The sequence below is a fragment of the Bacillus cereus group sp. BceL291 genome (assembly GCF_051776705.1).
Classification (GTDB): domain Bacteria; phylum Bacillota; class Bacilli; order Bacillales; family Bacillaceae_G; genus Bacillus_A; species Bacillus_A cereus.
Genome location: NZ_JBPWAP010000001.1, coordinates 63716 through 89570, shown reverse-complemented (window position 1 = coordinate 89570; position 25855 = coordinate 63716). Strand labels below are relative to the sequence as shown.

Below are 25855 nucleotides of genomic sequence, written 5' to 3'. Positions count from 1 at the left end.
AGCTGTTTGTTATGTGTTTTAATATGAAAGAGTATCTATATTTCATATGATGTATATAGGCGTTGTGAGGACGTTAAAAGTGAGTTGTGAGAGAGGTGTAGAACTATGAAGTGGTTACTATTCTTGTTTATTTTAATACCGGCGATTGAGATTACGGTCTTAATTGGATCAAGTCATGTAATAGGTTTATGGTCTACGTTCGCTATGATTGTATTTACAGGTGTTGTAGGTGTGTATTTGGCGAAAAGACAAGGGTTTAAAGTGCTTGGAGAGATTCAATCTAAGTTGAATAGAGGGGAAATGCCAGGTGAGGCGGTACTAGATGGTATTTTTGTATTTGTAGGAGGTATTCTCTTAGTGCTTCCTGGGTATGTGACAGATGTGCTAGGGTTTATCTGCGTGATCCCTATTACGAGAGCTTTATTGAAGCCGTTTGTTATGAAGTGGATGGAATGGAAATTTAGAAAGAACTCTACTATTATTATTCAGAAATAGCACTTAGATTGTAGAAATCTAAGTGCTATTTTTTGTGTTGTAAGAGGAGAGGAACTTTCTGGTTGAAGCTTTGCTTTGCCGCGCTATTTGTGGGGTGGAATTTCTATCTCAAAGCTGGGCTGCTCGTAAGTGTCTGGTGTGGGGCGAATGATGAGTGGGGATGAACAAAACGTTCGCTTATTATATGTGCTATATAATTTTCGTTTGAATTCTTGTGTGTACTTCGATTAAACTTGTGATTTTTTAGTGCTATTAATTTAGATGAATAAGATGGAGGGAACGCTGCTGAATTAAATTTTTGCTTTCTTATATAAAGGAACGATTGGTGTAAAAAATTCATATAAAAAGGCGGAGATTGTTAGTTGAAGTCTTGTTTTATGCTATTTTGTATATTTATTCATTTACATAAAAAGTAATAAATGTAAATGATAATTATAAAATAAATAGAATAAATATGTAAAAACACCACGAAATATGCGTTTTTCATGCAAAAAAACAAGAGAATTATCTTTTTTGAGTGCAATTCTCTTGTTTTATGTAATGAGTATGAAAAATAAGTACAAGGAATAATCAGTGGGAAATTCCCACTGATTACATGTAAGTTTTTTGTTGTGTATGAATTAGAAACTATTATTTTGAAGGTGAACCTTTAATATATTTCCACAAGTCATGGAAGACATTAGCTTTGTGTAATGTATTAAGTAGTACTAAGGTGACTGGGCCGATGATTAATCCTAAAAAGCCAAAAAGTTTAAAGCCGACAAATAGAGCGACGAGTGTTGCTAATGGATCGAGACCGATGTTAGATGAAAGTACTTTCGGCTCCATAATTTGTCTTTGGACAATCACGACGATGTATAAAATGAGAAGACCAATGGCGAATGCGGTATCGCCAGTGAAAAATACGTATATAACCCATGGAACGAAGACTGCGCCTGTTCCTAAGTATGGTAGTAAATCTACAACTCCTGTAATAATCGCAATAGTAATGGCGTATGGTACGCGTAATATTAAAAGTCCGATTAGTACAATGACGGTTGTCATAGATACGAGTGTAAGTTGTGCTTTCACAAAACCAAACAAAGCTTTTCTTAAGTCGACAAAAATAGTTTTTCCATAGCCATGTACACGATTCGGTAGCAATTTTCTTGCCTTCTGAGCAAGACGGTGCCAATCGTAACTAATGAAGAAAGTGGCTAATAAAATGAATACAAGAACAGTTAAAGTTGTTGGCAGTGCACTAATGAAATTCGTTAACCCGCTTATAATGGCGGTTAAAAGTTCTTTCATTTGTGTTGTTGCTTCTGTTCCTAAGTTTTGAATGTTTTGTGTAATTGTATAGCGCTGTGGTTCTCCAAGATGATTAAATTTAGAGATTAAATCATCGTAGAGAGGCATAATATGATTAAGTGCAAATTGCTGAGCGAATGTAACGATATCTGGAAACTTTACTGTAACAAGTTGTAGTAAGTATGTTGTGGCAGATATTGCTTCAGTCACAAGATATGTAACAAGTCCAACGATAGCTCCAAATACGAGAATTAAGCTAACGAGTACTGCTAGTGCGCGAGGAAATTGTAGTTTTTGATTAAGGAAATTGACGACAGGATTAATCAAATAAGCAAATGCAAAAGCGATAATAAAAGGATAGATAAGCCCTGACATGTATAGTAATACATAGAACCCAGCTACCGTTGCTACAATGACAAATATGAGTCTCAATATCATATATAGTAAGTTTCGGTTCAAAGATGTATACCTCCCATTCCAATTTGGATTATCCTAATTCGTTCAACTTATAACGAGTGTGCTCCACTGATTAAAGTTTCACTTTACCCCGCATTAACGGGCAGTAAATCTCCTACCCGAAGTGCGGCTGGATCAAAGGAGTTAGCTGGAGATAAACTGCCCGTAAAAGCCCGATTGGTGAAGGCTAATAATCAGTGGAAAATGCCCCACTGATTAAAGTTTCACTTTATGTTATAGTGGAATGATGGATTTTTCCTGCTTTTTCAGTATGTGAGTGACTGTGAAAGCTTGGTGTTGATGCTTCTACTATATGGTAAAAACTTCATTTTCTCTTCTTTTTATTTTACCTGTTTCTAATTAGAAAAGAAAGAAGAGACGCCCGTTTTTTAAAATGTATACATGCTTAAATTTTGATGGTGAAAGTCTCAGTTTGTCATTTTAAAATACATAAAAAATGAAGTGATTCATGTTGAATAGGCATCGATATAGCATGTATAACGATAGGTTTAAAGGTATTTTTGTTTGGAAATGAGTTCATTATTTTCAGAAAGGAAGTGCAAACATGATTAGTCAGTCAACGTTATTTTTATTCATACTACTTATTATAGGACTTATTGCTAAAAACCAATCGCTTACTGTAGCTATTGGTGTGTTATTTTTATTGAAGTTTACGTTTTTAGGAGATAAGGTCTTTCCTTATTTACAAACGAAAGGAATTAACCTAGGTGTAACGGTCATTACAATAGCGGTGCTCGTACCGATTGCGACAGGGGAAATAGGTTTTAAACAACTTGGAGAAGCGGCGAAATCTTATTATGCGTGGATTGCTTTAGCTTCAGGTGTAGCGGTCGCTTTGTTAGCGAAAGGCGGCGTACAATTGTTGACGACGGATCCTCACATTACAACTGCGCTTGTTTTTGGGACAATTATAGCGGTTGCGCTATTTAATGGGGTTGCTGTTGGTCCGTTAATTGGGGCTGGAATTGCCTATGCGGTTATGAGTATTATACAGATGTTTAAATAAGGAATTTTATAGTAATATAAAATTTTTGAATTCTTTCTGTTCACAAAAGTCAGATAATTGTTTATAATAGGATTAGAAACTTTGAAAAGTTACATAACAGCAGAGACTTTACACCAGATAAAATAAAAACAACATAAAACAATTTTATAATGATATTGTTTTATGTTGTTTTTATCATAAAACTCTTCGGAATGTATTTTCCTCACTAACTTGTTGTTTTGAGCGTGAGGATTCGGGGAGACATTCACGCTCATGCTTTCCATGTAAACAATGGACAATAAGAGGGGAACATCGCAACAAATTTGCATGATCGTGCATTTTGCTTGCCTAAAGAGTGAACGGGCGTTCATAATTCATAAGGGGAGCAAATAGATATAAGGAGCAAGGTTGGGAGAATTTTCAGGAAAAGGAGAGAATGTCATGACTGTTATTCGAGGTTTAGAAGGGGTAGTAGCAACAACATCATCTGTGAGCTCTATTATTGATGATACATTAACTTATGTTGGGTATAATATTGATGATTTAGCTGAGAATGCTACGTTTGAAGAAGTAGTGTACTTATTATGGCACCGCAAGCTTCCTAATGAAAAAGAACTAGCGGAATTTAATGAAATTGTATCTGAATACTATAAAGTTCCAGGTGAGATTTTAACATATTTGAAACAAGTAGATTTAAAAATTGCACATCCGATGTCTGTTTTACGAACTGCAATTTCCATGCTATCATTATACGATGAGAGCGCTGAAATTATGGATGAAAAGTCCAATTATTTGAAAGCGGTTAAATTACAGGCGCAAGTCGGAACTTTAGTTGCTGCTTACGCGAGAATCCGTAAAGGTTTAGATATTGTTGAGCCAAGAAAGGATTTATCATTAGCTGCAAACTTCTTGTACATGTTAAATGATCGCGAGCCAAATGAAGTTGAAATTGAAGCTTTTGATAAGGCGCTTGTACTTCATGCAGATCATGAGTTAAACGCTTCTACATTTACTGCACGTGTTTGCGTAGCTACACTTTCAGATGTATATTCTGGTATTACAGCAGCAATCGGTGCATTAAAAGGTCCTCTTCACGGTGGGGCAAATGAAAATGTAATGAAGATGTTAACTGAGATTGGTGAAGAAGAAAATGTAGAGTCATATATTCATAATGCTCTTCAAAATAAAGTGAAAATCATGGGCTTTGGCCACCGTGTGTATGAGCAGGGTGATCCACGTGCAAAACACTTACGTGAAATGTCTAAGAGATTATGCGTGCTTTTAGGAGAAGAGAAATGGTATAATATGTCTATCAAAATTGAAGACATTGTAACAAAAGAAAAAGGTCTTCCACCAAATGTTGATTTCTATTCAGCTTCTGTATACCATTGTTTAGGAATTGACCATGACTTATTTACACCTATTTTTGCAATTAGCCGTATGTCAGGCTGGTTAGCTCATATTCTAGAACAATATGAAAACAACCGTTTAATTCGTCCGCGTGCTGATTATAATGGACCAACGCATCAAGTGTATGTTCCAATTGCACAACGATAAGCGAATAACACTATTTTGATAGTGAAAATACGCTTTTAAAAGTCTGATTTTTTCGGAAAGATGTAATGATTAGAATATTTTAATTTGACTAACGGTTTGAACTGAGGGGTTATTCCCTCAGTTTCATACATATGAAATTTCAAACATGGGGGTTATCACATTGACGACAGGTGAAAAAATTACTGTAACTAATGGTGTTATGAATGTACCAAACAATCCGATTATTCCATTTATCGAGGGAGATGGAATTGGTCCTGATATTTGGGCGGCTGCATCTCGCGTACTAGAAGCAGCAGTTGAAAAAGCTTATGATGGTGAGAAGAAAATCGTTTGGAAAGAAGTGCTTGCAGGGGAAAAAGCATTCAACCAAACAGGCGAGTGGTTACCAGAAGAAACTTTAAACTTAATTCGTGAATATTTAATCGCGATTAAAGGTCCACTTACAACTCCAGTTGGCGGTGGTATTCGTTCTCTAAACGTAGCACTTCGTCAAGAATTAGATTTATATGTATGCCTACGTCCAGTTCGTTATTTTGAAGGTGTTCCTTCACCTGTAAAACGTCCGGAAGATACTGATATGGTTATTTTCCGTGAAAATACAGAAGACATTTATGCTGGAATTGAATATGCACAAGGATCTCCAGAAGCAGAAAAAGTTCTTGCTTTCTTAAAAGAAGCAATGGGTGTTAATAAAATCCGCTTCCCAGAAACATCTGGTATTGGTATTAAGCCGATTTCAGAAGAAGGGACAAAGCGTCTTGTTCGTGCTGCAATTCAATATGCAATTAACGAAAAACGCTCTTCTGTTACATTAGTTCATAAAGGAAACATTATGAAATTTACAGAAGGTGCTTTCAAAAACTGGGGTTACGAAGTAGCGGAACAAGAATTCGGCGACAAAGTATTTACTTGGGCTGAATACGATCGTATCGTTGAAAAAGATGGTAAAGATGCAGCGAATAAAGCGATGGCAGACGCTGAAGTGGCTGGAAAAATCATCGTAAAAGATTCTATTGCAGACATCTTCTTACAACAAATTTTAACTCGTCCACGTGAGTTCGATGTTGTTGCAACAATGAACTTAAATGGTGACTATATCTCTGATGCACTTGCTGCACAAGTAGGTGGAATTGGTATTGCACCTGGTGCAAACATTAACTATGTGACTGGACATGCTATCTTTGAAGCTACACACGGTACAGCTCCAAAATATGCAGGTTTAGATAAAGTAAACCCATCTTCTGTTCTTCTTTCAGGTGTATTATTATTAGAACACTTAGGATGGAACGAAGCTGCGAAATTAGTAACTGCTTCTGTTGAGAAAACAATTGCTTCAAAAGTAGTAACTTATGATTTCGCACGCTTAATGGAAGGTGCAACAGAAGTGAAATGTTCTGAGTTCGCTAATGAACTTATTAAAAACATGGATGTAGCGATAATCAAAAACGCATAATTAAAGCGGGGGGTAAATTATGACAATCAAACGCAAGAAGGTTTCAGTCATCGGTGCAGGATTTACAGGAGCAACAACGGCATTCTTATTAGCACAAAAAGAACTGGCAGATGTTGTATTAGTGGACATTCCACAACTGGAAAATCCAACAAAAGGGAAAGCGTTAGATATGTTAGAAGCGAGCCCAGTACAAGGTTTTGATGCTAACATTATTGGAACATCTGATTACGCAGATACTGCTGATTCTGACGTTGTCGTTATTACAGCAGGTATTGCACGTAAGCCTGGTATGAGCCGTGATGACTTAGTAGCAACAAACTCTAAAATTATGAAAAGTATTACGCGCGACATTGCAAAACATTCACCAAATGCAATTATTGTTGTGTTAACAAATCCAGTTGATGCAATGACATATTCTGTATTTAAAGAAGCAGGATTCCCGAAAGAGCGTGTTATCGGTCAATCGGGTGTATTAGATACAGCTCGTTTCCGTACATTCATCGCACAAGAATTAAATCTTTCTGTAAAAGATATTACAGGATTTGTTCTTGGTGGACACGGTGACGACATGGTACCTCTTGTGCGTTATTCATATGCAGGCGGTATTCCGTTAGAAACGTTAATTCCGAAAGAGCGTTTAGAAGCAATCGTAGAACGTACACGTAAAGGTGGCGGTGAGATTGTAGGCTTATTAGGAAACGGTAGTGCATATTACGCACCAGCAGCTTCTTTAGTTGAAATGACAGAAGCAATCTTAAAAGATCAACGCCGTGTATTACCGGCTATTGCGTACCTTGAAGGTGAGTATGGTTATAGTGACCTTTACTTAGGGGTACCAGTAATTCTAGGTGGTAACGGAATTGAAAAAATTATTGAATTAGAACTTCTTGCAGATGAAAAAGAAGCGTTAGATCGCTCTGTAGAATCTGTACGTAACGTAATGAAAGTTCTTGTTTAATAATTGAATAGTAGTGAAAAAGATTCGGGATTCCGAATCTTTTTCTACTATTTACCGAATTGTTTTTTTGGAATAATATGAAAACGCTATCATTTGTAATATCCTATAATGAAACTGTAGATTTATACTATACATTGCCCTCATCATAGTAAATTTCGGATAAGGTATCGCTTTTAGTAGGATAATAAGGTGAAAAAATCGGAGGGGGTTGTAACATGTTAAAGAAAAAAGTTCAAATTGGTCGTAAAATGGATGAAATTACAGTAGGAGAGAAATTATCTATCACTGAAAAAATTGAGGATAAAGATTTGTTATTGTACTTAGGGTTAACGAATGATGCCAATCCATTATATATTCAGCATGATTACGCATCCCAAACTCCGTATGAAAAGCCGATTGTACCAAGCATTATGCTAACGGGAATGATTACAACGGCGGTTACGAAATATTTACCGGGTCCAGGAAGTCATATTACGAGAAAGGACCTTACATTCGTGAAACATGTTCACCATTATGAAACGTTACAAATCCACTTTGAAGTTGTGGCTGTTTCTGAGGAGGAACATACAATTGATATGCTTGTATCTGCTCATGATGAAAAAGGAGAAACTGTTGTGAAAGGTTCATTAACAGTAACGCCACCTTTTAAATCTGTTTCCATTATGGAAAAAGCATTAGATAATTTTTAAAAGATGAAAATATGAATAGCGCTAGCATACCTTTAATAAGGATGCTAGCGCTATTTTTAGTTGAAGAACCCTTCTTTGAACCCTTCAGCAAATTCTGAGCAACCCGTTTTAATCGTATCCCAGCTAGGAGCGTTAAAAGCAAGGATACATGTGATTGCTAAAGATAGAATGGATAGTATTAGTCGCATAATAGACCTCCAAATATTATTAATTTATATATTAATATTAATAATATTTGGAGGTAATTGAAGTCAATTAAAGGAGTGATTTTTTAGGTGAGGTGGAAAAGAGAAGACGCGATCTTTGAAACGGTAAGAGAAGCTGAAGTGTGGGCAGACGGGTTTGTGAATGAAATGTACGGGAGAGTATTTGATGGATATGAAACACCAGATTATAAAATAGCGTATGCTTTATCTTTTCTCTTAGCACAAAATCGAGAACTCAATATTCATACGGAAGTAGAATTTAATAACGATATGGAAGTATATAAAGTATGGATAACAAAACATAATTGAGGCGAACGTAATTGTTTTTAGGAATAACAATAGCACAATCCGAATCCATGAATAGACAATTATATTGAGAGGGACCTTGTTTTCTAGTATGATGAGAATAACGGGGAAAATACTAGGATGAAGAAGGTTTCAAGTCTATAACTTGGAGGAAAAGAATGAACAATCGTATTTTAGTAGTTGATGATGAGGAATTTATCTTAACTTTAATCGAATTTAATTTACAACAAGCTGGGTTTGAAGTTATAACAGCGATGGATGGAGAAATGGCGCTTCAAAAAGCGACAACAGAACGCCCAGATTTAATTATATTAGATTTAATGCTTCCGAAAATGGATGGTATGGAAGTGTGTAAAGAATTACGATTGCAGCGCGTTATGACGCCGATTTTAATGTTAACGGCAAAAGATGATGAGTTTGATAAGGTGCTAGGCCTTGAACTTGGGGCAGATGATTATATGACAAAGCCATTTAGTCCAAGAGAAGTAGTTGCTCGTGTGAAGGCGATTTTGCGCCGTACGAAATTACAACAAGAAGAACAAGTTGCAGAAGCGCCAGATGAAGATAGCATCACAATTGCAGAACTTAAAATTTTACCGGAGTTTTATGAGGCTTATTTCCAAGGAAGAAAGCTTGAATTAACACCAAAAGAATTTGAACTACTTGTGTATCTTGCGAAAAATAAAAGTCGCGTGTTGACACGTGATCAATTATTAAGTGCTGTATGGAATTATGATTTTGCTGGTGATACACGAATTGTTGATGTTCATATTAGCCATTTGCGCGATAAAATTGAACAAAATACGAAAAAACCGACGTACATTAAAACGATACGTGGTTTAGGATATAAATTAGAGGAGCCAAAAGGGAATGAATAAATTTCGTTCCAGGCTTCTTTTTACATTTGTTTCTCTTATTGTATTTATTTTAGTTGGACTAGGTTTATTACTAGAAACTGTGTTTGAAAACTACTATATAGATCATGCTAAAGAGAGAATGGTAAAAGAGACGGAGTATGTTGCGACGTTAGCAGAAGAGCAAGGTTTTAATAATGTCTTAAAAAATCCATACGTATTTGAAAAGTTAGAAGAAAAAATACCAGCTTCTATCGTATTTTTGGATGAAAAAAAGAAAGTTCAATATAGAAAAGGACAAGAATTGGCATTTAGTCCAGAGACGATTAAAGAACTTTCTTCGGAAGTGGCAAAACAACGAAGTAAAGTAATTACGAAAGAAACGGATCGAAAGAATGAATTTTATCATGCGGTGTTCGTTCAAGATGTAGAAGGAAAACAAGGATACATTTTGGTAAAAAGTATAATTGATCCTTTAAGAGACGTACATCAAAAAACGTGGGGATTATTAATTATCGGATTTGTCATTGCTTGTCTCGTAGTTGTATTTTTAGGTATGAAAATTACAGGGCAATATATTAGGCCAATTGAATCGGTTACGAAAGTTGCAATTGAATTGGCAAAGGGTAATTATAAAGCACGTGCATACGAAAGTCATTCGGATGAAACAGGAATGCTGAGTAAAGCGATTAATATTTTAGCACGAAATTTACAAGAGATGACACTTGAACAAGAAATGCAGCAAGATCGTCTGCATACGTTAATTGAAAATATGGGAAGCGGAATGATTTTAATTGATAGCCTAGGATATATAAACCTTGTAAACCGCTCTTATAAGGAAACTTTCCACGTAACAGATGAAGAATATTTAGATCGCTTATATTATGAATCGTTTCATCATACAGAAATTATTGAGCTTGTAGAAGAAATCTTTATGACAGAAGTGAAAGTGCGTAAACAAATGTTATTACCACTTGGAATTGAACGGAAGCATTTCGAAGTATATGGAGCGCCTATTATCGGGACAAACCATGAATGGAAAGGGATTGTTCTCGTATTCCATGACATAACAGAGTTAAAGAAATTAGAACAAATGAGAAAAGACTTTTTAGCGAATGTTTCTCATGAATTAAAGACACCGATTACTTCTATTAAAGGTTTTTCAGAAACACTCTTAGACGGAGCGATGGATAATAAAAAATTCTGCGAACATTTCTTGCACATTATTTTAAAAGAAAGTGAGCGCATGCAAGGATTAATTGAAGATTTATTAGATTTGTCGAAGATCGAACAACAAGGATTTAAATTAAATATGGGAACCGTTGACATGAAGGGGCTACTTGAAGATATTCATATGGTGCTTGATAATAAAGCAGGAGAAAAAGAAATCTCTTTACAAGTGAATGTATTAAAACGTGCCTCTGTTATTGGAGATCCAAGTCGTTTGAAACAAATCTTTATTAATTTAATTAATAACGCAATCGTATATACACCGGCTGGAGGCGTTGTTTCAGTAGAGTTAGCGGAAGATAAATATAATGCTTATATAAAAGTATCGGATACTGGAATTGGTATTAGTAAAGAGGAAATTCCGCGTATTTTTGAACGTTTCTACCGGGTGGATAAAGCAAGAAGTAGAAATACTGGTGGTACCGGCCTTGGATTGTCGATCGTAAAGCATTTAGTTGAGGCGCATCAAGGTACGATTACAGTAGATAGTGAAGTTGGAGAAGGAACAACGTTTACAGTTGTTTTACCGAAATCAGCAACTGAAAAATAGGATGAAGGATGTTTACAATATATTAACAATGGCTTAATTAAATATTAATAAAGCTCTGTTAATATAATACATGAAAACCCCTTCATCCAAGGAGTAATTTTGGACGAGAATAGTTAAGCTGTTCTCGTCACTTCCCTTTATGCCAATATAAGTCTGTTTTATATATGAAAGAAAATAGCCGTTATTTTTCTTCTCTCTATTAGTCATGTTAATATAGAGAGAGGAAAGGAACGGTTTTTTTCTGTGAAAAAAATCATTTCAAATTTGTATGGGGAGGTTTCAATTTTGGAAAAAAAGGTCGTATTAGTAGATGGTAATAATATCGCGTATCGTGCATTCTTTGCACTACCGCTTTTAAATAACGACAAAGGTATACATACGAACGCAATTTACGGTTTTACAATGATGTTAATGAGAATATTAGAGGAAGAAAAGCCAACTCATATGTTAGTGGCGTTTGATGCAGGCAAAACAACGTTCCGTCATAAAACGTATAGTGAGTATAAAGGAGGGCGTCAAAAGACTCCACCTGAATTATCAGAGCAGTTCCCGTTTATTCGTGAGATGCTGGATGCGTTCAATGTACCGCGTTATGAATTAGAAAATTATGAAGCGGATGACATCATGGGAACGTTAGCGAAAGAAGCGAGTGAGCAAGGGGCAAGTGTAAAAGTTATTTCAGGAGATAAAGATTTACTTCAACTTGTTTCTGATAACACGCTTGTATGTATTCCGCGAAAAGGGATTACAGAAGTGGATGAATATACGAAAGAAGCTTTATTTGAAAAATACAGCTTATCACCAAAGCAAATTATCGATATGAAAGGTTTAATGGGAGACCAGTCAGATAATATACCGGGTGTACCAGGAGTTGGTGAAAAAACGGCAATTAAATTGTTAACACAGTTTGGAACGGTTGAAGCGGTGTATGAAAATATAGATCAAGTAAGTGGGAAGAAATTAAAAGAAAAACTGGAAGAAAATAAAGAACAAGCTCTTATGAGTAAGGATCTTGCAACTATTATTACAGATGCGCCGATTACAGTTCATGTGGATGATATGGCGTATAAAGGATATGAAGCAAGTGATGTCATTCCAATGTTCGAGAGTTTAGGATTTACATCCCTTTTAAATAAATTAGGCGTTACGCCAGAAGAAACTGCTCCAGCTGAATTAGATGATATTACATTTGATATTGTGGAAGAAGTTACAGAAGAAATGCTTCAGCAAGATAGTGCGCTTATCGTTGAAGTACAAGAAGATAACTATCATAAAGCAGACATTCAAGGTTTCGGTATTCAAAATGAAAATGGATGTTACTTTATTCAGACAGACATTGCTCTTAAGTCAGATGCTTTTAAAGAGTGGCTTGCAGATGGAGAAATGAGAAAGCATACATTTGATGCGAAGCGTGCAATCGTTGCACTGAAATGGAATGGGATAGATATGCAAGGGATTGACTTTGATCTATTAATCGCTGCTTATTTACTTGATCCAGCTGATACGGATAAAGACTTCCGTACTGTAGCGAAAATGAAAGAAACGCATGCTGTGAAATCTGATGAAGAAGTTTACGGAAAAGGTGCGAAGCGTGCTGTTCCAAAGTTAGAGGTAGTAGCGGAGCATGTGGCTCGTAAAGTGCATGTATTATATGATGTAAAGCAAACATTCGTTGAAGAGTTAAAGAAGAATGAGCAATATGAACTGTTTACAGAGTTAGAATTGCCGCTTGCACGTGTATTAGCTGATATGGAAGTAAAGGGTGTAAAAGTTGATACAGAGCGTCTTCGTAATATGGGAGAAGAACTTGCGGGTAGATTAAAGGAAATGGAACAGGAAATTTATAAGCTTGCGGGAACAGAATTTAATATTAATTCACCGAAGCAGCTTGGTGTAATTCTGTTTGAGAACTTAAACTTGCCGGTTATTAAAAAGACGAAAACAGGTTATTCTACGTCAGCTGATGTACTAGATAAGCTTATGAATCACCATGAAATTATTCCAAATATTTTACATTATCGTCAATTAGGGAAACTAAATTCAACTTACATTGAAGGTTTACTGAAAGTTGTACATGAAGATTCATCTAAAATTCATACTCGCTTTAATCAAGTGTTAACGCAAACAGGTCGATTAAGTTCAACGGATCCGAACTTGCAAAATATCCCAATTCGATTAGAAGAAGGAAGAAAGATTCGTCAGGCATTTGTTCCGTCAGAAGAAGGATGGATTATGTATGCGGCTGATTACTCACAAATCGAACTGCGTGTATTAGCTCATATTGCAAATGATAAAGGGCTAGTTGAAGCATTCCAACATGATATGGATATTCATACGAAAACAGCTATGGATGTATTTGGCGTTAAAAAAGATGAAGTAACTTCAAATATGAGACGACAAGCGAAAGCTGTTAACTTCGGAATTGTATATGGTATTAGTGATTATGGTCTTTCACAAAACTTAGGAATTACAAGAAAAGCAGCAGCGGAATTTATTGAAAAGTATTTAGAAAGTTTCCCTGGTGTACAAGAATACATGGAGGACATCGTAAAAGATGCGAAACAAAAAGGATATGTGGCTACATTATTAAATCGTCGCCGTTATATTCCAGAAATTACGAGTCGTAATTTCAATTTACGTAGCTTCGCTGAGCGTACAGCGATGAATACACCAATTCAAGGTACTGCCGCAGATATTATTAAAAAAGCGATGATTATTATGGCGGATCGTTTAGAAGAAGAAGGATTACAAGCACGTCTTCTTCTGCAAGTACACGATGAATTGATATTTGAAGCGCCAAAAGAAGAAATTGAAAAATTAGAGAAGCTTGTACCTGAAGTAATGGAGCATGCAATTGAACTTGCAGTTCCGCTGAAAGTTGATTATTCTTACGGTCCAACTTGGTACGACGCAAAATAAGGAAGTGATGAAATGCCTGAATTACCAGAGGTTGAAAACGTCAGACGGACACTTGAAAATCTTGTAACAGGAAAAACGATTGAAGATGTTATTGTTACTTATCCAAAAATAGTGAAACGACCGGATGATGCAGAAATCTTTAAAGAAATGCTAAAAGGCGAGAAGATTGAAAATATAAAGCGAAGAGGAAAGTTTTTGCTTTTATATGTAACGAATTATGTTATTGTTTCACATTTGCGTATGGAAGGTAAGTTTTTACTACATCAAGAGGATGAGCCAATTGATAAACATACGCACGTCCGTTTCTTATTTACAGATGGAACGGAATTACATTATAAAGATGTGAGAAAGTTTGGTACGATGCATCTCTTTAAGAAAGGTGAAGAAATGAACCAAATGCCTCTTGCGGACTTAGGTCCGGAGCCATTTGATGCTGAAATGACACCGCAGTATTTACAAGAAAGATTACAAAAGACAAATCGTAAAATAAAAGTTGTGCTACTGGATCAGCGTCTTTTAGTAGGGCTTGGAAATATATATGTAGATGAAGTTTTATTCCGTTCTCAAATTCATCCGGAACGAGAAGCTTCGTCTTTAACAGTAGAAGAAATTGAGCGAATTTATGAGGCTACCGTTACAACGCTAGGCGAAGCAGTAAAGCGTGGCGGAAGTACAATTCGGACGTATATCAACTCACAAGGGCAAATTGGTTCGTTCCAAGAACTCCTAAATGTATATGGGAAAAAAGGAGAGCCGTGCGTAACTTGTGGCACGATATTAGAAAAAACAGTTGTTGGCGGGCGAGGAACGCATTACTGCCCAATTTGTCAGCCTAGAATATAGAAAAGAGATAACATCGGATAGGCATTTGTCATATACATACAGCAGAGCTATGTATAAGGGAGGAGCTTACCGATGTACCTTTATTTATCTCTTATTTTATTAGCTTTTACATTAAGCTTGGATAGCTGTAGTGTAGGGCTAACATATGGTTTAAGAAGCGTAAGAATTCCACTAAGATCAATTATAATTATCGGAATGTGTTCAGCGGCTGTTATGCTTGTTTCAATGGGAATTGGACATATGATCGCGAAAGTATTTTCACCTGTTATCGCAACGCGTATCGGTGGGCTTGTTCTTATTGGAATAGGGATTTGGGTATTATATCAATTTTTTCGAAGTGAGAAAAAAGAAGAACCGAAGCAAGAGGAGAAGGTCTGGAAATTAGAGATTGCCTCGCTAGGGCTAGTGATTCAAATTTTACGGAAACCGACTGTAGCAGATTTTGATAAATCAGGAACCATTTCTGCAGGAGAAGCATTGCTTCTTGGTATCGCTCTTTCTGTAGACTCATTTGGTGCCGGAATTGGTGCATCTTTATTAGGGTATGTACCCGCTATGATGGCGATATTAGTTGCAATTATGAGTTCTTTGTTTTTATTTATTGGAATGAAACTTGGAACGGTTTTATCGAATATGAAGTGGTTACAAAAATTTACATTCCTGCCTGGAGTATTACTCATTATTATTGGAATTTGGAAAATGTAAGTATGGGCGTGGAACATTAGTTTCGCGCCTTTTATTATGAGGAGGATTATGATGACAGTAGTAATTGGATTAACAGGAGGCATTGCAAGTGGAAAAAGTACAGTGTCTCAAATGTTTCGTGAACTGAGCATACCAGTTATTGATGCAGATATTATTGCACGAGAAGTTGTAGAGCGAGGAAAACCAGCATATAACAAAATAGTAGAAGTATTTGGAACGGAAGTGTTACAAGAAGATGGAGAACTAGATCGTCCAAAACTAGGAAGTGTCGTTTTCTATAATGAAGAAAAACGATTGGAGTTAAATAAAATTGTTCATCCTGCAGTGCGTGAGGAAATGAATAGGCAAAAGGAAATGTACATAAAAGAAGGTATGCAAGCGGTTGTGTTAGATATTCCTCTCTTATTTGAAAGCAAATTAACAAGTCTCGTTGACCGAATTTTAGTTGTAGCGGTTAAGCCGCATACGCAATTAGAACGTTTAATGAAACGAAATAACTTTTCAGAAGAAGAAGCAACAGCTCGTATTCAATCTCAAATGCCGTTAGAAGAAAAAGTGAAAAATGCAGATGAAGTGATAAATAATGATGGCACAATTATGGGAACGAAAACACAATTGCAGGTAATTTTAAAGAAGTGGAACATTATTGACTAAAAAATTGTGAAATTAATGAAAATGCTTAGTGACATATCCCCTTTTTGTGTTATACTATTATTGGGATTGGAGATAAATAGTATAACGCATTCAAGGGGGATAACATATTATGACTCGTGTGGCAATTAATGGATTTGGACGTATTGGGAGAATGGTATTTCGTCAAGCAATAAAAGAAAGCGCATTCGAAATTGTAGCAATCAATGCAAGCTATCCATCTGAAACGTTAGCACACTTAATTAAATATGATACAGTTCATGGCAAGTTTGACGGAACAGTAGAAGCATTTGAAGATCACTTATTAGTTGATGGGAAAATGATTCGCCTTTTAAACAACCGCGATCCAAAGGAATTGCCTTGGACAGATTTAGGTGTTGAAGTTGTAATTGAAGCAACTGGTAAATTTAATTCAAAAGAAAAAGCAATTCTTCACGTTGAAGCTGGAGCGAAAAAAGTAATTTTAACAGCGCCTGGTAAAAATGAAGATGTAACAATTGTAGTTGGTGTGAACGAAGACCAATTAGATATTACAAAACATACTGTTATTTCAAATGCATCTTGTACAACAAACTGTTTAGCGCCTGTTGTGAAGGTGTTAGATGAGCAGTTTGGAATTGAAAACGGTTTAATGACGACAGTTCACGCCTATACAAATGACCAAAAAAATATTGATAACCCACATAAAGATTTAAGAAGAGCACGTGCTTGCGGACAATCAATCATTCCGACAACGACAGGTGCTGCGAAAGCGCTAGCAAAAGTTCTTCCACATTTAAACGGAAAACTTCATGGTATGGCACTTCGTGTACCAACACCAAACGTGTCTCTTGTTGATTTAGTAGTAGATGTAAAACGCGATGTGACAGTTGAAGCCATTAACGATGCATTCAAAACTGTTGCAAACGGTGCGTTAAAAGGTATTGTAGAATTCAGCGAAGAGCCTTTAGTATCTATCGACTTTAATACAAATACACACTCAGCTATTATTGATGGTTTATCTACAATGGTAATGGGTGATCGTAAAGTGAAAGTACTTGCTTGGTATGATAACGAGTGGGGCTACTCTCGTCGTGTTGTAGATCTTGTAACGTTAGTTGTTGAAGAGTTAGCGAAACAAGAAAATGTGCAACACATTTAAGTGAATAAGGGAGGAGAGGGCAAGGCAACATTTGCCCTCTTTTTTTAATTTTTTCTGAAAAGGAAAAAAATTATATAAGTATATTTAAAAAAGTGGACATACCACGAAGCGTTGTGATTACTGCATTTGTGAATCGTTTATTTTTTTTAGGGAAAAGTAAAGAGGAAAATATGACAGAAAATCGAAAAAACTGTTGTTGCAAAATGAAAATAAACAAAGTATACTAACACTCGTAAACTTAAGAGCTGAGGTACGTAGTCACTACTTAAAGGGTTAGGACCTCTCTGGACTAACTTTCCCCCGTGGTAGTGGAGCAAGCCAAATTGCAAATTAGTTTTCAATTCGAACAGTTAGAATAAATTTACAAGGGGGAACTGTAGAATGGATACTATGGATACGATGGGTCGTCACGTGATTGCTGAACTTTGGGATTGCGATTTCGACAAACTGAATGACATGCCGTATATTGAACAATTATTTGTGGATGCAGCACTAAAAGCTGGTGCTGAAGTGCGTGAGGTTGCTTTCCATAAATTTGCACCACAAGGTGTAAGTGGAGTAGTAATTATCTCGGAATCACATTTAACAATTCATAGCTTTCCGGAGCACGGTTACGCAAGTATTGATGTTTATACTTGTGGGGATCGTATTGATCCAAATGTTGCTGCAGAATATATTGCAGAAGGTTTAAACGCGAAAACGCGTGAGAGCATCGAGCTTCCTCGAGGAACTGGTAGCTTCGAAATTAAGCAGAGAGAAACAAAAGCTCTTTAAAAAAGAACATAATTGATTTAAAATGTAAAGAGGTGTATAATGCACCTCTTTTTTAGTTTATAAAAAAGGAAAAATATAACGTACTCGTTAGTTGAATAAATTGGATTCTTGCAAATGAGGTAGTGCTCTATATACCATCTTATTTTTAAGGATGAGATGATAAAGTGATGCGCTGAAACTTAAAGTGGTAAGAGAGTTAGAATGAGTTATATAATATTGTATATATATTTTAGGTGAAGTGAGTAGAGAAAAATAAAGAGTATAGTGTAAAGGAGTGAATGTATTGCGTTGTCCATCCTGTTCTCATAATGGTACAAGAGTGTTAGATTCGCGTCCGGTAGACGAGGGGCGCTCTATTCGAAGAAGGAGAGAGTGTGAAAGCTGCTTAAGTCGCTTTACGACCTTTGAAAGGGTAGAAGAGTCACCTCTTATCGTTGTAAAAAAAGAAGGCACACGAGAAGAGTTTAATAAAGAAAAGATTTTACGTGGTTTAATTAAAGCGTGTGAAAAAAGACCAGTATCTTTAAGACAATTAGAAGAAGTAACACAAAGCGTGGAACGTGAACTGCGTAATTTAGGTATATCAGAAGTGAAAAGTGATATGATTGGTGAAATTGTCATGGAAGAACTTCGCGATATTGATGATGTTGCTTACGTACGTTTTGCTTCTGTATATCGTCAATTTAAAGATTTAAATGTATTTATTGAAGAATTAAAAGATATACTGCAAAAAGAAAGAGAGTAGAAGTTGTATTTTATTCTCTTTACATACCGTAAGTAATAGGATAAGAGAGCTAGAAGCGCAAGCTAATAGCTCTTTTTCACTAAGAATTTATATAATGAAGATAGAACGAATGAAGTAGAGGATAGATTGGATGAGAGAAAGGAAAAGCAAGAATGGAAAAACAGTCATGGATGGAGCTATTGCCGATTGATCGTTATAAAGTAAGTGCGAAAGGGCTACTGCACAATTACGACCGAAAAGTGTTAACGATGTTGTATCAGCCGTTAATAGGTAGTAGAGCTTTTAGCTTATACATGACACTATGGGGAGAGCTAGAGCAAGATCGTGTATTTGGAAAAGAGAATACGCATCATTCCCTTATGGTGACTATGCAAATGCAACTTCCTGAAATATATGAGGAACGAGTAAAGTTAGAGGCAATTGGGCTATTGAGGGTATATATTAAGAAAGAAAAAGATATTCGAATGTTCATATATGAGTTGCAACCACCTTTATCTCCGAAGCAGTTTTTTGATGATATTGTTTTAAGTATCTTTTTATACAATCGATTGAGCCGGACAAAATATAATCAAGTAAAGCAATATTTCTTAGAAGAAGAATTTGATTTTGCTTCTTATGAAAATGTTACGCGTTCTTTCAATGATGTGTTTGGTTCGTTTAATCCAGGACAGCTTGAGCATGCGCAAGAAGACCTTCGTATTCCAAAAACGACAACTATGCCAAGTAACGAGAAGGGAGACGCTCCGAAAGTTTGGAATGATTTCTTTGATTTCTCTTTATTTGTAGATGGATTGTCCGCTCTTGTTCCTAAAAAGGCGATTACAGATCAAGTGAGAGACTGCGTTATAACACTTGCTTACGTGTATGGTGTAGATGTGTTATCGATGCAAAATATCGTTCTTGGTGCAGTGACAGAGATGCAAACAATTGATACGGAAAGGCTTAGAAAAGGAGCGCGCGATTGGTATCAATTTGAAAATGGTCAAGCATTACCGGTATTAAGTGAAAGAGTACAGCCTCATGCTGCACGTACGATGAAAGAGAAAGAGCCTTCATCGCAAGAGGAGATGTTAATAAAGCAGCTAGAGGAAATCTCGCCAAAACAACTATTGAAAGAGATTTCTGGTGGTGCAGAGGCAACGAAAGCGGACTTGCAGATCGTTGAAGATGTCATGATTAATCAAAAATTGACACCAGGAGTTGTGAATGTACTTATTTATTACGTTATGCTACGCTCAGATATGAAACTTGCGAAAACGTATGTCGAGAAGATTGCTGGGCATTGGGCACGTAAAAAGGTCGGTACAGTAGCGGACGCGATGGCGTTAGCGAAAGAAGAGAACCGTCAATATCAAGAGTGGGCTGAGACGAAGAAAAAAGGCCGTACGGCGAAGAAAACGGTGCGGAAAGAAATGGTGCCAGATTGGCTTAAGGAAGAAGAGCCGAAAGAACAAGAGAAAGAAACAGAGAAGAAAGATACAAGTGTAGAAAAAGATGCAAGTACGCTAGAAGATGAAAGAAAACGACTAGAAGAAGTGTTAAAAAAATATAAGCGTGATTAATAGAAGAGAATGAACGCTCTTTGAGGTGAGAAAATGGAGCATATTCAAAATTCATTTGCAAAATTAATGGAAAATGAAAACTTTAAAAATAGATATGAAGTACTAAAGGCAGAAGTAATGGCGCATCCGCGGGTGAAAGAATTTATAGACGAACATAAGGGTGAAGTAACGACTTCTATGATTGAGCGCAGTCTTGTGAAGTTATATGAATATATTGGACAAAGTGTAGGTTGCGTGGATTGTCCGGATTTAGGTTCATGTAAAAATATGCTACAAGGTTATGAGCCAAAGCTTGTTATTCAAGGGAAGATGATTGATATTCAATACGATCGCTGCGTTAGAAAAGTAGCGCATGACGAGAGAAAGAAATATGAAAAACTCGTTCAAAGTGTATATATGCCAACGGATATTTTGCAGGCAACTATGGAAAACTTAGACCCTTCTGATTTAAATGCACGTATCGATGCAATTGGTGCAGCGAATGAATTTTTAAGTACATATGAACCAGGTAAAAAAGCACAAGGTTTATATTTGTACGGTAAATTTGGTGTAGGAAAAACGTACCTTTTAGGAGCAATAGCGAACGAGCTTGCTCGAAAGAAAATAAGTTCGATGCTCGTATACTTCCCGGAATTTTTACGTGAAATTAAAAGTTCAATTCAAGATAATTCGATTGGTGAAAAGATTGATGCGGTTAAACGCGTACAAGTTTTAATGTTAGACGATATCGGGGCAGAAGCGATGTCAAGCTTTGTGCGTGACGATGTGCTTGGTGCAATCTTGCAATTCCGTATGTTAGAAAACTTACCGACGTTCTTTACGTCTAATTTTGATTTTAAACAACTGGAACACCATTTAACGTATACGCAGCGTGGTGAGGCTGAAGAAATGAAAGCAGCACGTATTATGGAAAGAATTAAATATTTAGCGAAACCAGTTCCAATTGGTGGGAAAAACCGTCGTCATAAGTAAAAGAGTAAGCTTCTCAGCTTGCTCTTTTTTTGTATTATAGTGATATTTTCTTTTCGAATATGAGATCGAAATATTCAGGTTGTCCAGAACTGCCAAACGTAGGGGCAACAATCTGTACGAACCTCCAGCCATCTCTAGCATGTTCTTGAATAATTTCTTGGTAGTCTTCAGCTGGTTTTGAGCGAGTGAACCCCCAATGTAATTCGACTTTTACGAATTTATATTCAAACATTCAGATACCCCCTTTTATTGATAAGTAAAGTATACAATAAAAATTCATAGTAGCTTGTATCATTTTTTTCTCCCTCCCTTAATATATATAAAATTAGCAAGCCATATTGAGTGGATTTTCTAACGATAGGAAATGTGATTCTACTAAGAGTGAAATTCACGCGGGACGGACTCTTATAGGATTTGTAACGTATAGATACAGTCCTTTAGAGCGGGGATAAAAGGGGGGACAAAAGTGATTGAAATTTGCTTCGAAGAAAAAAATGATGCTATGCACGTATATAGACAATTGCTGAAAAGAGCGGAAGTGTTATATAAGGAAACGAGTGTGTATTTACAGGAACAAAAAGTGGTGATTCACATACCAGTACGTGAATCGAATTATATTGAAAAAATCTTATTGCCAGTAATGGTGTATTTCATTGTGAATGTGAAACAAAATGAGTGGATTTATACGATTTTAAAAGAAAAGTTTTTTTATGAAGAACAAGAAGAGTGTCATCAAATATTGCACATGGCACATGAGATTTTAAAGGGAAGAAGAAAAGGTGTAGCTCAGGATTTAACGCGTAACGCATTTGAGTCATATATTAAGTCTTCTTTAAATAATTGGCTTTGTGATCCGCTCTCATTCTCGTTTTCATCATATATCCGTTTTCGTCTTCGTACATATAGGGAAATGGTGACTAAACTTGCGGAAGTGGCAATTGATGAATATAAGATGGAGCAAGAATACCAAATGTTCATTGAGACGCTTCGGCAACAAGTAAGTAGCCGTAAATCACGTTTGTCTTGCGTGCATCTTATTTTTGATGAAAGCTTTATCTTTTATGATGATAAAGGTAGACGTTTAAAACAGGAGAAGTTGGTCCAATATATAGATGAGGAATTATTAAAGCAAAATGATGTATATATTGATACGAAAGTAATTGCGCCGCTTCTTTCTATTTCGCCTAAAAAGATTTATTTATATACGAAAGAACAAGACCATAATATGATTATTACTTTGCGAAATGTGTTCCAAGAACGGGTCCAATTACATGGATTACATGATTTTGAGCGCAATGTGAAAAATTTAAAAAATAAAGGTAACGCCCTTGATTTTCTAAGTTTTTGAGCATATAATTACCTACATAAATGAAATATATTGAAATGTCATGATGAGGACATGAGTAGTTTTCTACGATTTTCAGAGAGGGAAGCCTTAGGGTGTGAGCTTCCTAGTACGGGATTATTACTTACCACCTCTAAACTTTAGCAGTGAACGGTTTTTCTAGTAATTGCTAACGGACAACACCGTTATGTTGAACTTGAGCAATTAACAATTATGTTAATTGGAACAAGGGTGGAACCACGAATTCAACACTCGTCCCTTTTTACGGGATGAGTGTTTTTTATTTTGAGAAAAAGAGGAGTGACCAGTGATGGCAGATGTAGTTAAAATTACTTTCCCTGATGGAGCTGTGAAGGAGTTTCCAAAAGGCGTAACAACTGAAGAAATCGCAGCTTCTATTAGCCCAGGCTTAAAGAAAAAAGCTGTAGCTGGAAAATTAAACGATGAGATGATCGATCTTGTTACACCAATCGAAGAAGATGGTGCAGTTTCTATCATTACATTAGATTCTGAAGATGGCCTATATATTTTACGCCATTCAACAGCCCACCTTTTAGCACAAGCGTTAAAACGTTTATATAAAGATGTTAAGGTTGAGCTTGGCATTGGTCCAGTAATTGAAAATGGCTTCTACTACGATATTGATATGGAAGAAGCAATTACAGTTGAAGACTTCAAGAAAATCGAAAAAGAAATGCAAAAAATCGTGAACGAGAACTTAGAAATCGTTCGTCATGAAGTACCACGTGCAGAAGCAATTCGTCGCTTTGAAGAAATCGGCGATGAGTTAAAATTAGATTTAATTAACGATCTTCCAGAAGATGCAGTTATTTCAATCTATGAGCAAGGCGAATTTTTCGACCTTTGTCGTGGTGTTCACCTTCCATCTACAGGGAAAATTAAAGTGTTTAAATTATTAAGCGTTGCAGGTGCTTACTGGCGCGGCGATAGCAATAATAAAATGCTACAACGTATTTACGGTACTGCATTCGTTAAGAAAGCAGAATTAGATGAGCACTTACGTATGCTTGAAGAAGCGAAAGAGCGCGATCACCGTAAATTAGGTAAAGAATTAAAACTATTTACTAATAGCCAAAAAGTAGGACAAGGTTTACCACTTTGGTTACCAAAAGGTGCAACAATCCGCCGCATTATCGAGCGTTACATCGTTGATAAAGAAGCAAGCTTAGGCTATGATCACGTATATACTCCAGTACTAGGGAGCAGAGAGCTTTATGAAACTTCTGGTCACTGGAACCACTACCGTGATGGCATGTTCCCATCAATGGAAATGGATAACGAAGAATTAGTTCTTCGTCCAATGAACTGTCCTCATCATATGATGGTTTATAAAAATGATATTCACAGCTACCGTGAATTACCAATCCGTATTGCAGAACTTGGAACAATGCACCGTTATGAAATGTCAGGTGCGTTATCTGGATTACAACGTGTACGCGGAATGACTTTAAACGATGCGCACATTTTCGTTCGTCCAGATCAAATTAAAGAAGAGTTAAAACGTGTTGTAAACTTAACTCTAGAAGTGTACAAAGATTTCGGTTTAGAGAACTACTCATTCCGTCTATCTTACCGCGACCCAGCAGATACTAAAAAGTATTATGCGGATGATGAGATGTGGGAAAAAGCACAAGGTATGTTAAAAGAAGCTATGGATGAAATGGGTCTTGATTACTATGAAGCTGAAGGTGAAGCGGCATTCTACGGTCCAAAACTTGATGTTCAAGTTCGTACTGCTCTTGGAAAAGACGAAACACTTTCAACTGTACAATTAGACTTCTTACTTCCAGAACGCTTTGAATTATCATACGTTGGTGAAGACGGTAAACAACATCGTCCAGTTGTAATTCACCGTGGTGTTGTATCAACTATGGAACGTTTTGTAGCCTTCTTAATTGAAGAATACAAAGGTGCATTCCCAACATGGTTAGCTCCAGTTCAAGTACAAGTAATTCCAGTTTCTCCGCAAGTACATTTAGACTATGCGAAGAAAGTACAAGACGAATTGCGTCGTGCTGGTATCCGTGTTGAATTAGACACTCGTGAAGAGAAGATCGGTTACAAAATCCGTGAAGCACAAATGCAAAAAATTCCGTACATGCTTGTAGTAGGTGACAATGAAGTAACTGAAAACGGCGTAAACGTACGTAAATATGGTGAACAAAAATCAGAAACAATCGCATTAGATGCTTTTGTTGACATGATTAAAGTAGAAGGAAAACGATAAGAAAAAGCCGCGGTATACCGCGGCTTTTTTATGTAATATACTCGAGAGAAATTAGAAAAAATAACCATGTGACACTTATCATAAAAAAGTATTGCAAGTATGTTAGTTGTTTGTTACAATATTTCTTGTTGTTAGTAAAACACATCGCGTCTTCTTGACAGACGTCATGTCCTATGATAAACTCATCAAGGATAATAGAATATTGTTTTGTGGAACAAGTAGAAGCACCCGCTTCTCACCTGATGGACGCATTCGCAGTTAACAGGTAAATGTATTTCTTACTTAAGATTTTACAAGTGTGGGTGTCGTATGCCCGCACTTTTTTTGTTCGGGTTCTATGACTACAAAATATGTTCTGAGAAAACCTTGGAGGTGGCTTACTATTAGCAAGGATATGATGATTAACGAGCAAATTCGTGCACGTGAAGTACGTTTAGTTGGCGCAAATGGCGATCAACTTGGAATCAAGTCTCGTAATGACGCTTTAGACTTAGCTGCAAATCTTAATCTTGATTTAGTATTAGTTGCTCCAAATGCGAAACCGCCAGTATGCCGCATTATGGACTACGGTAAATTCCGCTTTGAGCAACAGAAGAAAGAAAAAGAGCAGCGCAAAAATCAAAAAGTAATTAGCATGAAAGAAGTTCGTTTAAGTCCAACAATTGATGAACACGACTTTAACACAAAACTTCGTAATGCTATCAAGTTTTTAGAGAAAGGCGACAAGGTTAAAGCGTCAATTCGCTTTAAAGGACGTGCCATTACTCATAAAGAAATCGGTCAACGTGTTTTAGATCGCTTCTCAGAAGCTTGTGCTGAAGTTAGTACAGTTGAATCTAAGCCTAAAATGGAAGGACGCAGTATGTTCTTAGTTTTAGCACCGAAAAACGATAAGTAATA

General features: G+C 36.4%; 24 protein-coding genes and 2 other annotated features. Of the genes, 21 read left to right on the top strand and 3 right to left on the bottom strand.

Going from position 1 to position 25855, the window contains the following annotated elements:
- The first annotated feature begins 105 nt into the window (after window positions 1-105).
- The gene (locus ACS2CR_RS00470) at window positions 106-495 is read left to right on the top strand and encodes an FxsA family protein (RefSeq protein ID WP_000871630.1); all 390 of its coding nucleotides are present in this window, start codon (window positions 106-108) and stop codon (window positions 493-495) included.
- A 630-nt stretch (window positions 496-1125) separates the two neighbouring features.
- Here the strand turns inward: ACS2CR_RS00470 and ytvI are convergent.
- Complete coding sequence (ytvI, locus tag ACS2CR_RS00465; RefSeq protein ID WP_001081388.1) at window positions 1126-2244, bottom strand: sporulation integral membrane protein YtvI; 1119 nt, start codon at window positions 2242-2244, stop codon at window positions 1126-1128.
- A gap of 562 nt (window positions 2245-2806) precedes the next feature.
- Here ytvI and ACS2CR_RS00460 point away from each other — a divergent pair.
- From ACS2CR_RS00460 to ACS2CR_RS00440, 5 genes are all read left to right on the top strand, one after another.
- Window positions 2807-3268, top strand: coding sequence for a DUF441 domain-containing protein (locus ACS2CR_RS00460; RefSeq protein WP_000625507.1), 462 nt, complete (start codon window positions 2807-2809; stop codon window positions 3266-3268).
- Between the two features lie 387 nt (window positions 3269-3655).
- Window positions 3656-4804, top strand: coding sequence for a citrate synthase (citZ, locus tag ACS2CR_RS00455; protein ID WP_000503652.1), 1149 nt, complete (start codon window positions 3656-3658; stop codon window positions 4802-4804).
- A gap of 160 nt (window positions 4805-4964) precedes the next feature.
- Entirely contained in the window at window positions 4965-6257 is a 1293-nt protein-coding gene (gene icd, locus ACS2CR_RS00450; RefSeq protein WP_000206898.1) for an NADP-dependent isocitrate dehydrogenase, read from the top strand.
- Window positions 6258-6276: 19 nt separating this feature from the next.
- Entirely contained in the window at window positions 6277-7215 is a 939-nt protein-coding gene (gene mdh, locus ACS2CR_RS00445) for a malate dehydrogenase (protein ID WP_000153232.1), read from the top strand.
- A gap of 215 nt (window positions 7216-7430) precedes the next feature.
- Window positions 7431-7904, top strand: coding sequence for a MaoC family dehydratase (locus tag ACS2CR_RS00440; RefSeq protein WP_000914180.1), 474 nt, complete (start codon window positions 7431-7433; stop codon window positions 7902-7904).
- Window positions 7905-7960: 56 nt separating this feature from the next.
- On the opposite strand, the gene ACS2CR_RS00435 is transcribed toward ACS2CR_RS00440, so the two are convergent.
- Entirely contained in the window at window positions 7961-8092 is a 132-nt protein-coding gene (locus tag ACS2CR_RS00435; RefSeq protein WP_001237020.1) for a hypothetical protein, read from the bottom strand.
- Between the two features lie 87 nt (window positions 8093-8179).
- Between ACS2CR_RS00435 and ACS2CR_RS00430 the strand changes: the two genes are divergently transcribed.
- The 12 genes from ACS2CR_RS00430 (at window position 8180) to dnaI (ending at window position 21362) form a co-directional block, all read left to right on the top strand.
- Window positions 8180-8419 (top strand): hypothetical protein, encoded by a 240-nt coding sequence (locus tag ACS2CR_RS00430; protein WP_001267373.1) that lies wholly within the window; start codon window positions 8180-8182, stop codon window positions 8417-8419.
- A gap of 155 nt (window positions 8420-8574) precedes the next feature.
- The gene (gene phoP, locus ACS2CR_RS00425; RefSeq protein ID WP_001065220.1) at window positions 8575-9294 is read left to right on the top strand and encodes a two-component system response regulator PhoP; all 720 of its coding nucleotides are present in this window, start codon (window positions 8575-8577) and stop codon (window positions 9292-9294) included.
- Window positions 9287-11050, top strand: coding sequence for a sensory box histidine kinase PhoR (phoR, locus tag ACS2CR_RS00420; RefSeq protein WP_153602465.1), 1764 nt, complete (start codon window positions 9287-9289; stop codon window positions 11048-11050). The genes phoP and phoR overlap by 8 nt, the downstream gene beginning before the upstream one ends.
- A 285-nt stretch (window positions 11051-11335) precedes the next feature.
- Complete coding sequence (gene polA, locus ACS2CR_RS00415; RefSeq protein ID WP_000412804.1) at window positions 11336-13969, top strand: DNA polymerase I; 2634 nt, start codon at window positions 11336-11338, stop codon at window positions 13967-13969.
- 12 nt (window positions 13970-13981) lie between these two features.
- A complete protein-coding gene (gene mutM / locus ACS2CR_RS00410; RefSeq protein WP_001114478.1) occupies window positions 13982-14812 on the top strand; it encodes a DNA-formamidopyrimidine glycosylase in 831 nt (276 codons plus the stop codon).
- 72 nt (window positions 14813-14884) lie between these two features.
- Window positions 14885-15517, top strand: a complete 633-nt coding sequence (ytaF, locus tag ACS2CR_RS00405; RefSeq protein WP_000281745.1) for a sporulation membrane protein YtaF — start codon at window positions 14885-14887, stop codon at window positions 15515-15517.
- 51 nt (window positions 15518-15568) lie between these two features.
- A complete protein-coding gene (coaE, locus tag ACS2CR_RS00400) occupies window positions 15569-16171 on the top strand; it encodes a dephospho-CoA kinase (protein ID WP_000219309.1) in 603 nt (200 codons plus the stop codon).
- Between the two features lie 109 nt (window positions 16172-16280).
- Window positions 16281-17309 (top strand): glyceraldehyde-3-phosphate dehydrogenase, encoded by a 1029-nt coding sequence (locus ACS2CR_RS00395; RefSeq protein ID WP_000198974.1) that lies wholly within the window; start codon window positions 16281-16283, stop codon window positions 17307-17309.
- A gap of 390 nt (window positions 17310-17699) precedes the next feature.
- Complete coding sequence (gene speD / locus ACS2CR_RS00390) at window positions 17700-18083, top strand: adenosylmethionine decarboxylase (RefSeq protein ID WP_098413228.1); 384 nt, start codon at window positions 17700-17702, stop codon at window positions 18081-18083.
- Window positions 18084-18366: 283 nt separating this feature from the next.
- A complete protein-coding gene (gene nrdR, locus ACS2CR_RS00385; protein WP_001203687.1) occupies window positions 18367-18828 on the top strand; it encodes a transcriptional regulator NrdR in 462 nt (153 codons plus the stop codon).
- 152 nt (window positions 18829-18980) lie between these two features.
- Complete coding sequence (locus tag ACS2CR_RS00380; RefSeq protein ID WP_016110776.1) at window positions 18981-20390, top strand: replication initiation and membrane attachment family protein; 1410 nt, start codon at window positions 18981-18983, stop codon at window positions 20388-20390.
- Window positions 20391-20423: 33 nt separating this feature from the next.
- A complete protein-coding gene (gene dnaI, locus ACS2CR_RS00375) occupies window positions 20424-21362 on the top strand; it encodes a primosomal protein DnaI (protein ID WP_000400105.1) in 939 nt (312 codons plus the stop codon).
- Window positions 21363-21396: 34 nt separating this feature from the next.
- On the opposite strand, the gene ACS2CR_RS00370 is transcribed toward dnaI, so the two are convergent.
- On the bottom strand, window positions 21397-21594 hold the full coding sequence (locus ACS2CR_RS00370) for a DUF4177 domain-containing protein (protein ID WP_000464456.1): 198 nt from the start codon (window positions 21592-21594) through the stop codon (window positions 21397-21399).
- Between the two features lie 234 nt (window positions 21595-21828).
- Here ACS2CR_RS00370 and ytxC point away from each other — a divergent pair, with 234 nt between their 5' ends.
- The 3 genes from ytxC (at window position 21829) to infC (ending at window position 25853) form a co-directional block, all read left to right on the top strand.
- Window positions 21829-22710, top strand: a complete 882-nt coding sequence (gene ytxC / locus ACS2CR_RS00365) for a putative sporulation protein YtxC (protein ID WP_000569630.1) — start codon at window positions 21829-21831, stop codon at window positions 22708-22710.
- Between the two features lie 31 nt (window positions 22711-22741).
- Window positions 22742-22970: a binding site (T-box leader), on the top strand.
- 47 nt (window positions 22971-23017) lie between these two features.
- Window positions 23018-24955 (top strand): threonine--tRNA ligase, encoded by a 1938-nt coding sequence (thrS, locus tag ACS2CR_RS00360; RefSeq protein WP_000786083.1) that lies wholly within the window; start codon window positions 23018-23020, stop codon window positions 24953-24955.
- 210 nt (window positions 24956-25165) lie between these two features.
- Window positions 25166-25286: a sequence feature (ribosomal protein L20 leader region), on the top strand.
- A 63-nt stretch (window positions 25287-25349) separates the two neighbouring features.
- Window positions 25350-25853 carry a translation initiation factor IF-3 gene (gene infC / locus ACS2CR_RS00355; RefSeq protein WP_000973215.1) on the top strand — a complete coding sequence of 168 codons (504 nt, stop codon included), beginning with the start codon at window positions 25350-25352 and terminating at the stop codon, window positions 25851-25853.
- Window positions 25854-25855 lie beyond the last annotated feature (2 nt).

What these genes read in the sequence shown, in the direction of transcription:
- phoR (WP_153602465.1), top strand. Translation starts at nt 9,287, where the DNA reads ATGAATAAATTTCGTTCCAGGCTTCTTTTTACATTTGTTTCTCTTATT.
- ACS2CR_RS00395 (WP_000198974.1), top strand. Translation starts at nt 16,281, where the DNA reads ATGACTCGTGTGGCAATTAATGGATTTGGACGTATTGGGAGAATGGTA.
- ACS2CR_RS00380 (WP_016110776.1), top strand. Translation starts at nt 18,981, where the DNA reads ATGGAAAAACAGTCATGGATGGAGCTATTGCCGATTGATCGTTATAAA.
- mutM (WP_001114478.1), top strand. Translation starts at nt 13,982, where the DNA reads ATGCCTGAATTACCAGAGGTTGAAAACGTCAGACGGACACTTGAAAAT.
- coaE (WP_000219309.1), top strand. Translation starts at nt 15,569, where the DNA reads ATGACAGTAGTAATTGGATTAACAGGAGGCATTGCAAGTGGAAAAAGT.
- ACS2CR_RS00460 (WP_000625507.1), top strand. Translation starts at nt 2,807, where the DNA reads ATGATTAGTCAGTCAACGTTATTTTTATTCATACTACTTATTATAGGA.
- infC (WP_000973215.1), top strand. Translation starts at nt 25,350, where the DNA reads ATGATGATTAACGAGCAAATTCGTGCACGTGAAGTACGTTTAGTTGGC.
- ACS2CR_RS00470 (WP_000871630.1), top strand. Translation starts at nt 106, where the DNA reads ATGAAGTGGTTACTATTCTTGTTTATTTTAATACCGGCGATTGAGATT.
- thrS (WP_000786083.1), top strand. Translation starts at nt 23,018, where the DNA reads ATGGCAGATGTAGTTAAAATTACTTTCCCTGATGGAGCTGTGAAGGAG.
- dnaI (WP_000400105.1), top strand. Translation starts at nt 20,424, where the DNA reads ATGGAGCATATTCAAAATTCATTTGCAAAATTAATGGAAAATGAAAAC.
- mdh (WP_000153232.1), top strand. Translation starts at nt 6,277, where the DNA reads ATGACAATCAAACGCAAGAAGGTTTCAGTCATCGGTGCAGGATTTACA.
- ACS2CR_RS00435 (WP_001237020.1), bottom strand. Translation starts at nt 8,092, where the DNA reads ATGCGACTAATACTATCCATTCTATCTTTAGCAATCACATGTATCCTT.
- speD (WP_098413228.1), top strand. Translation starts at nt 17,700, where the DNA reads ATGGATACGATGGGTCGTCACGTGATTGCTGAACTTTGGGATTGCGAT.
- ACS2CR_RS00440 (WP_000914180.1), top strand. Translation starts at nt 7,431, where the DNA reads ATGTTAAAGAAAAAAGTTCAAATTGGTCGTAAAATGGATGAAATTACA.
- phoP (WP_001065220.1), top strand. Translation starts at nt 8,575, where the DNA reads ATGAACAATCGTATTTTAGTAGTTGATGATGAGGAATTTATCTTAACT.
- ytaF (WP_000281745.1), top strand. Translation starts at nt 14,885, where the DNA reads ATGTACCTTTATTTATCTCTTATTTTATTAGCTTTTACATTAAGCTTG.
- ACS2CR_RS00370 (WP_000464456.1), bottom strand. Translation starts at nt 21,594, where the DNA reads ATGTTTGAATATAAATTCGTAAAAGTCGAATTACATTGGGGGTTCACT.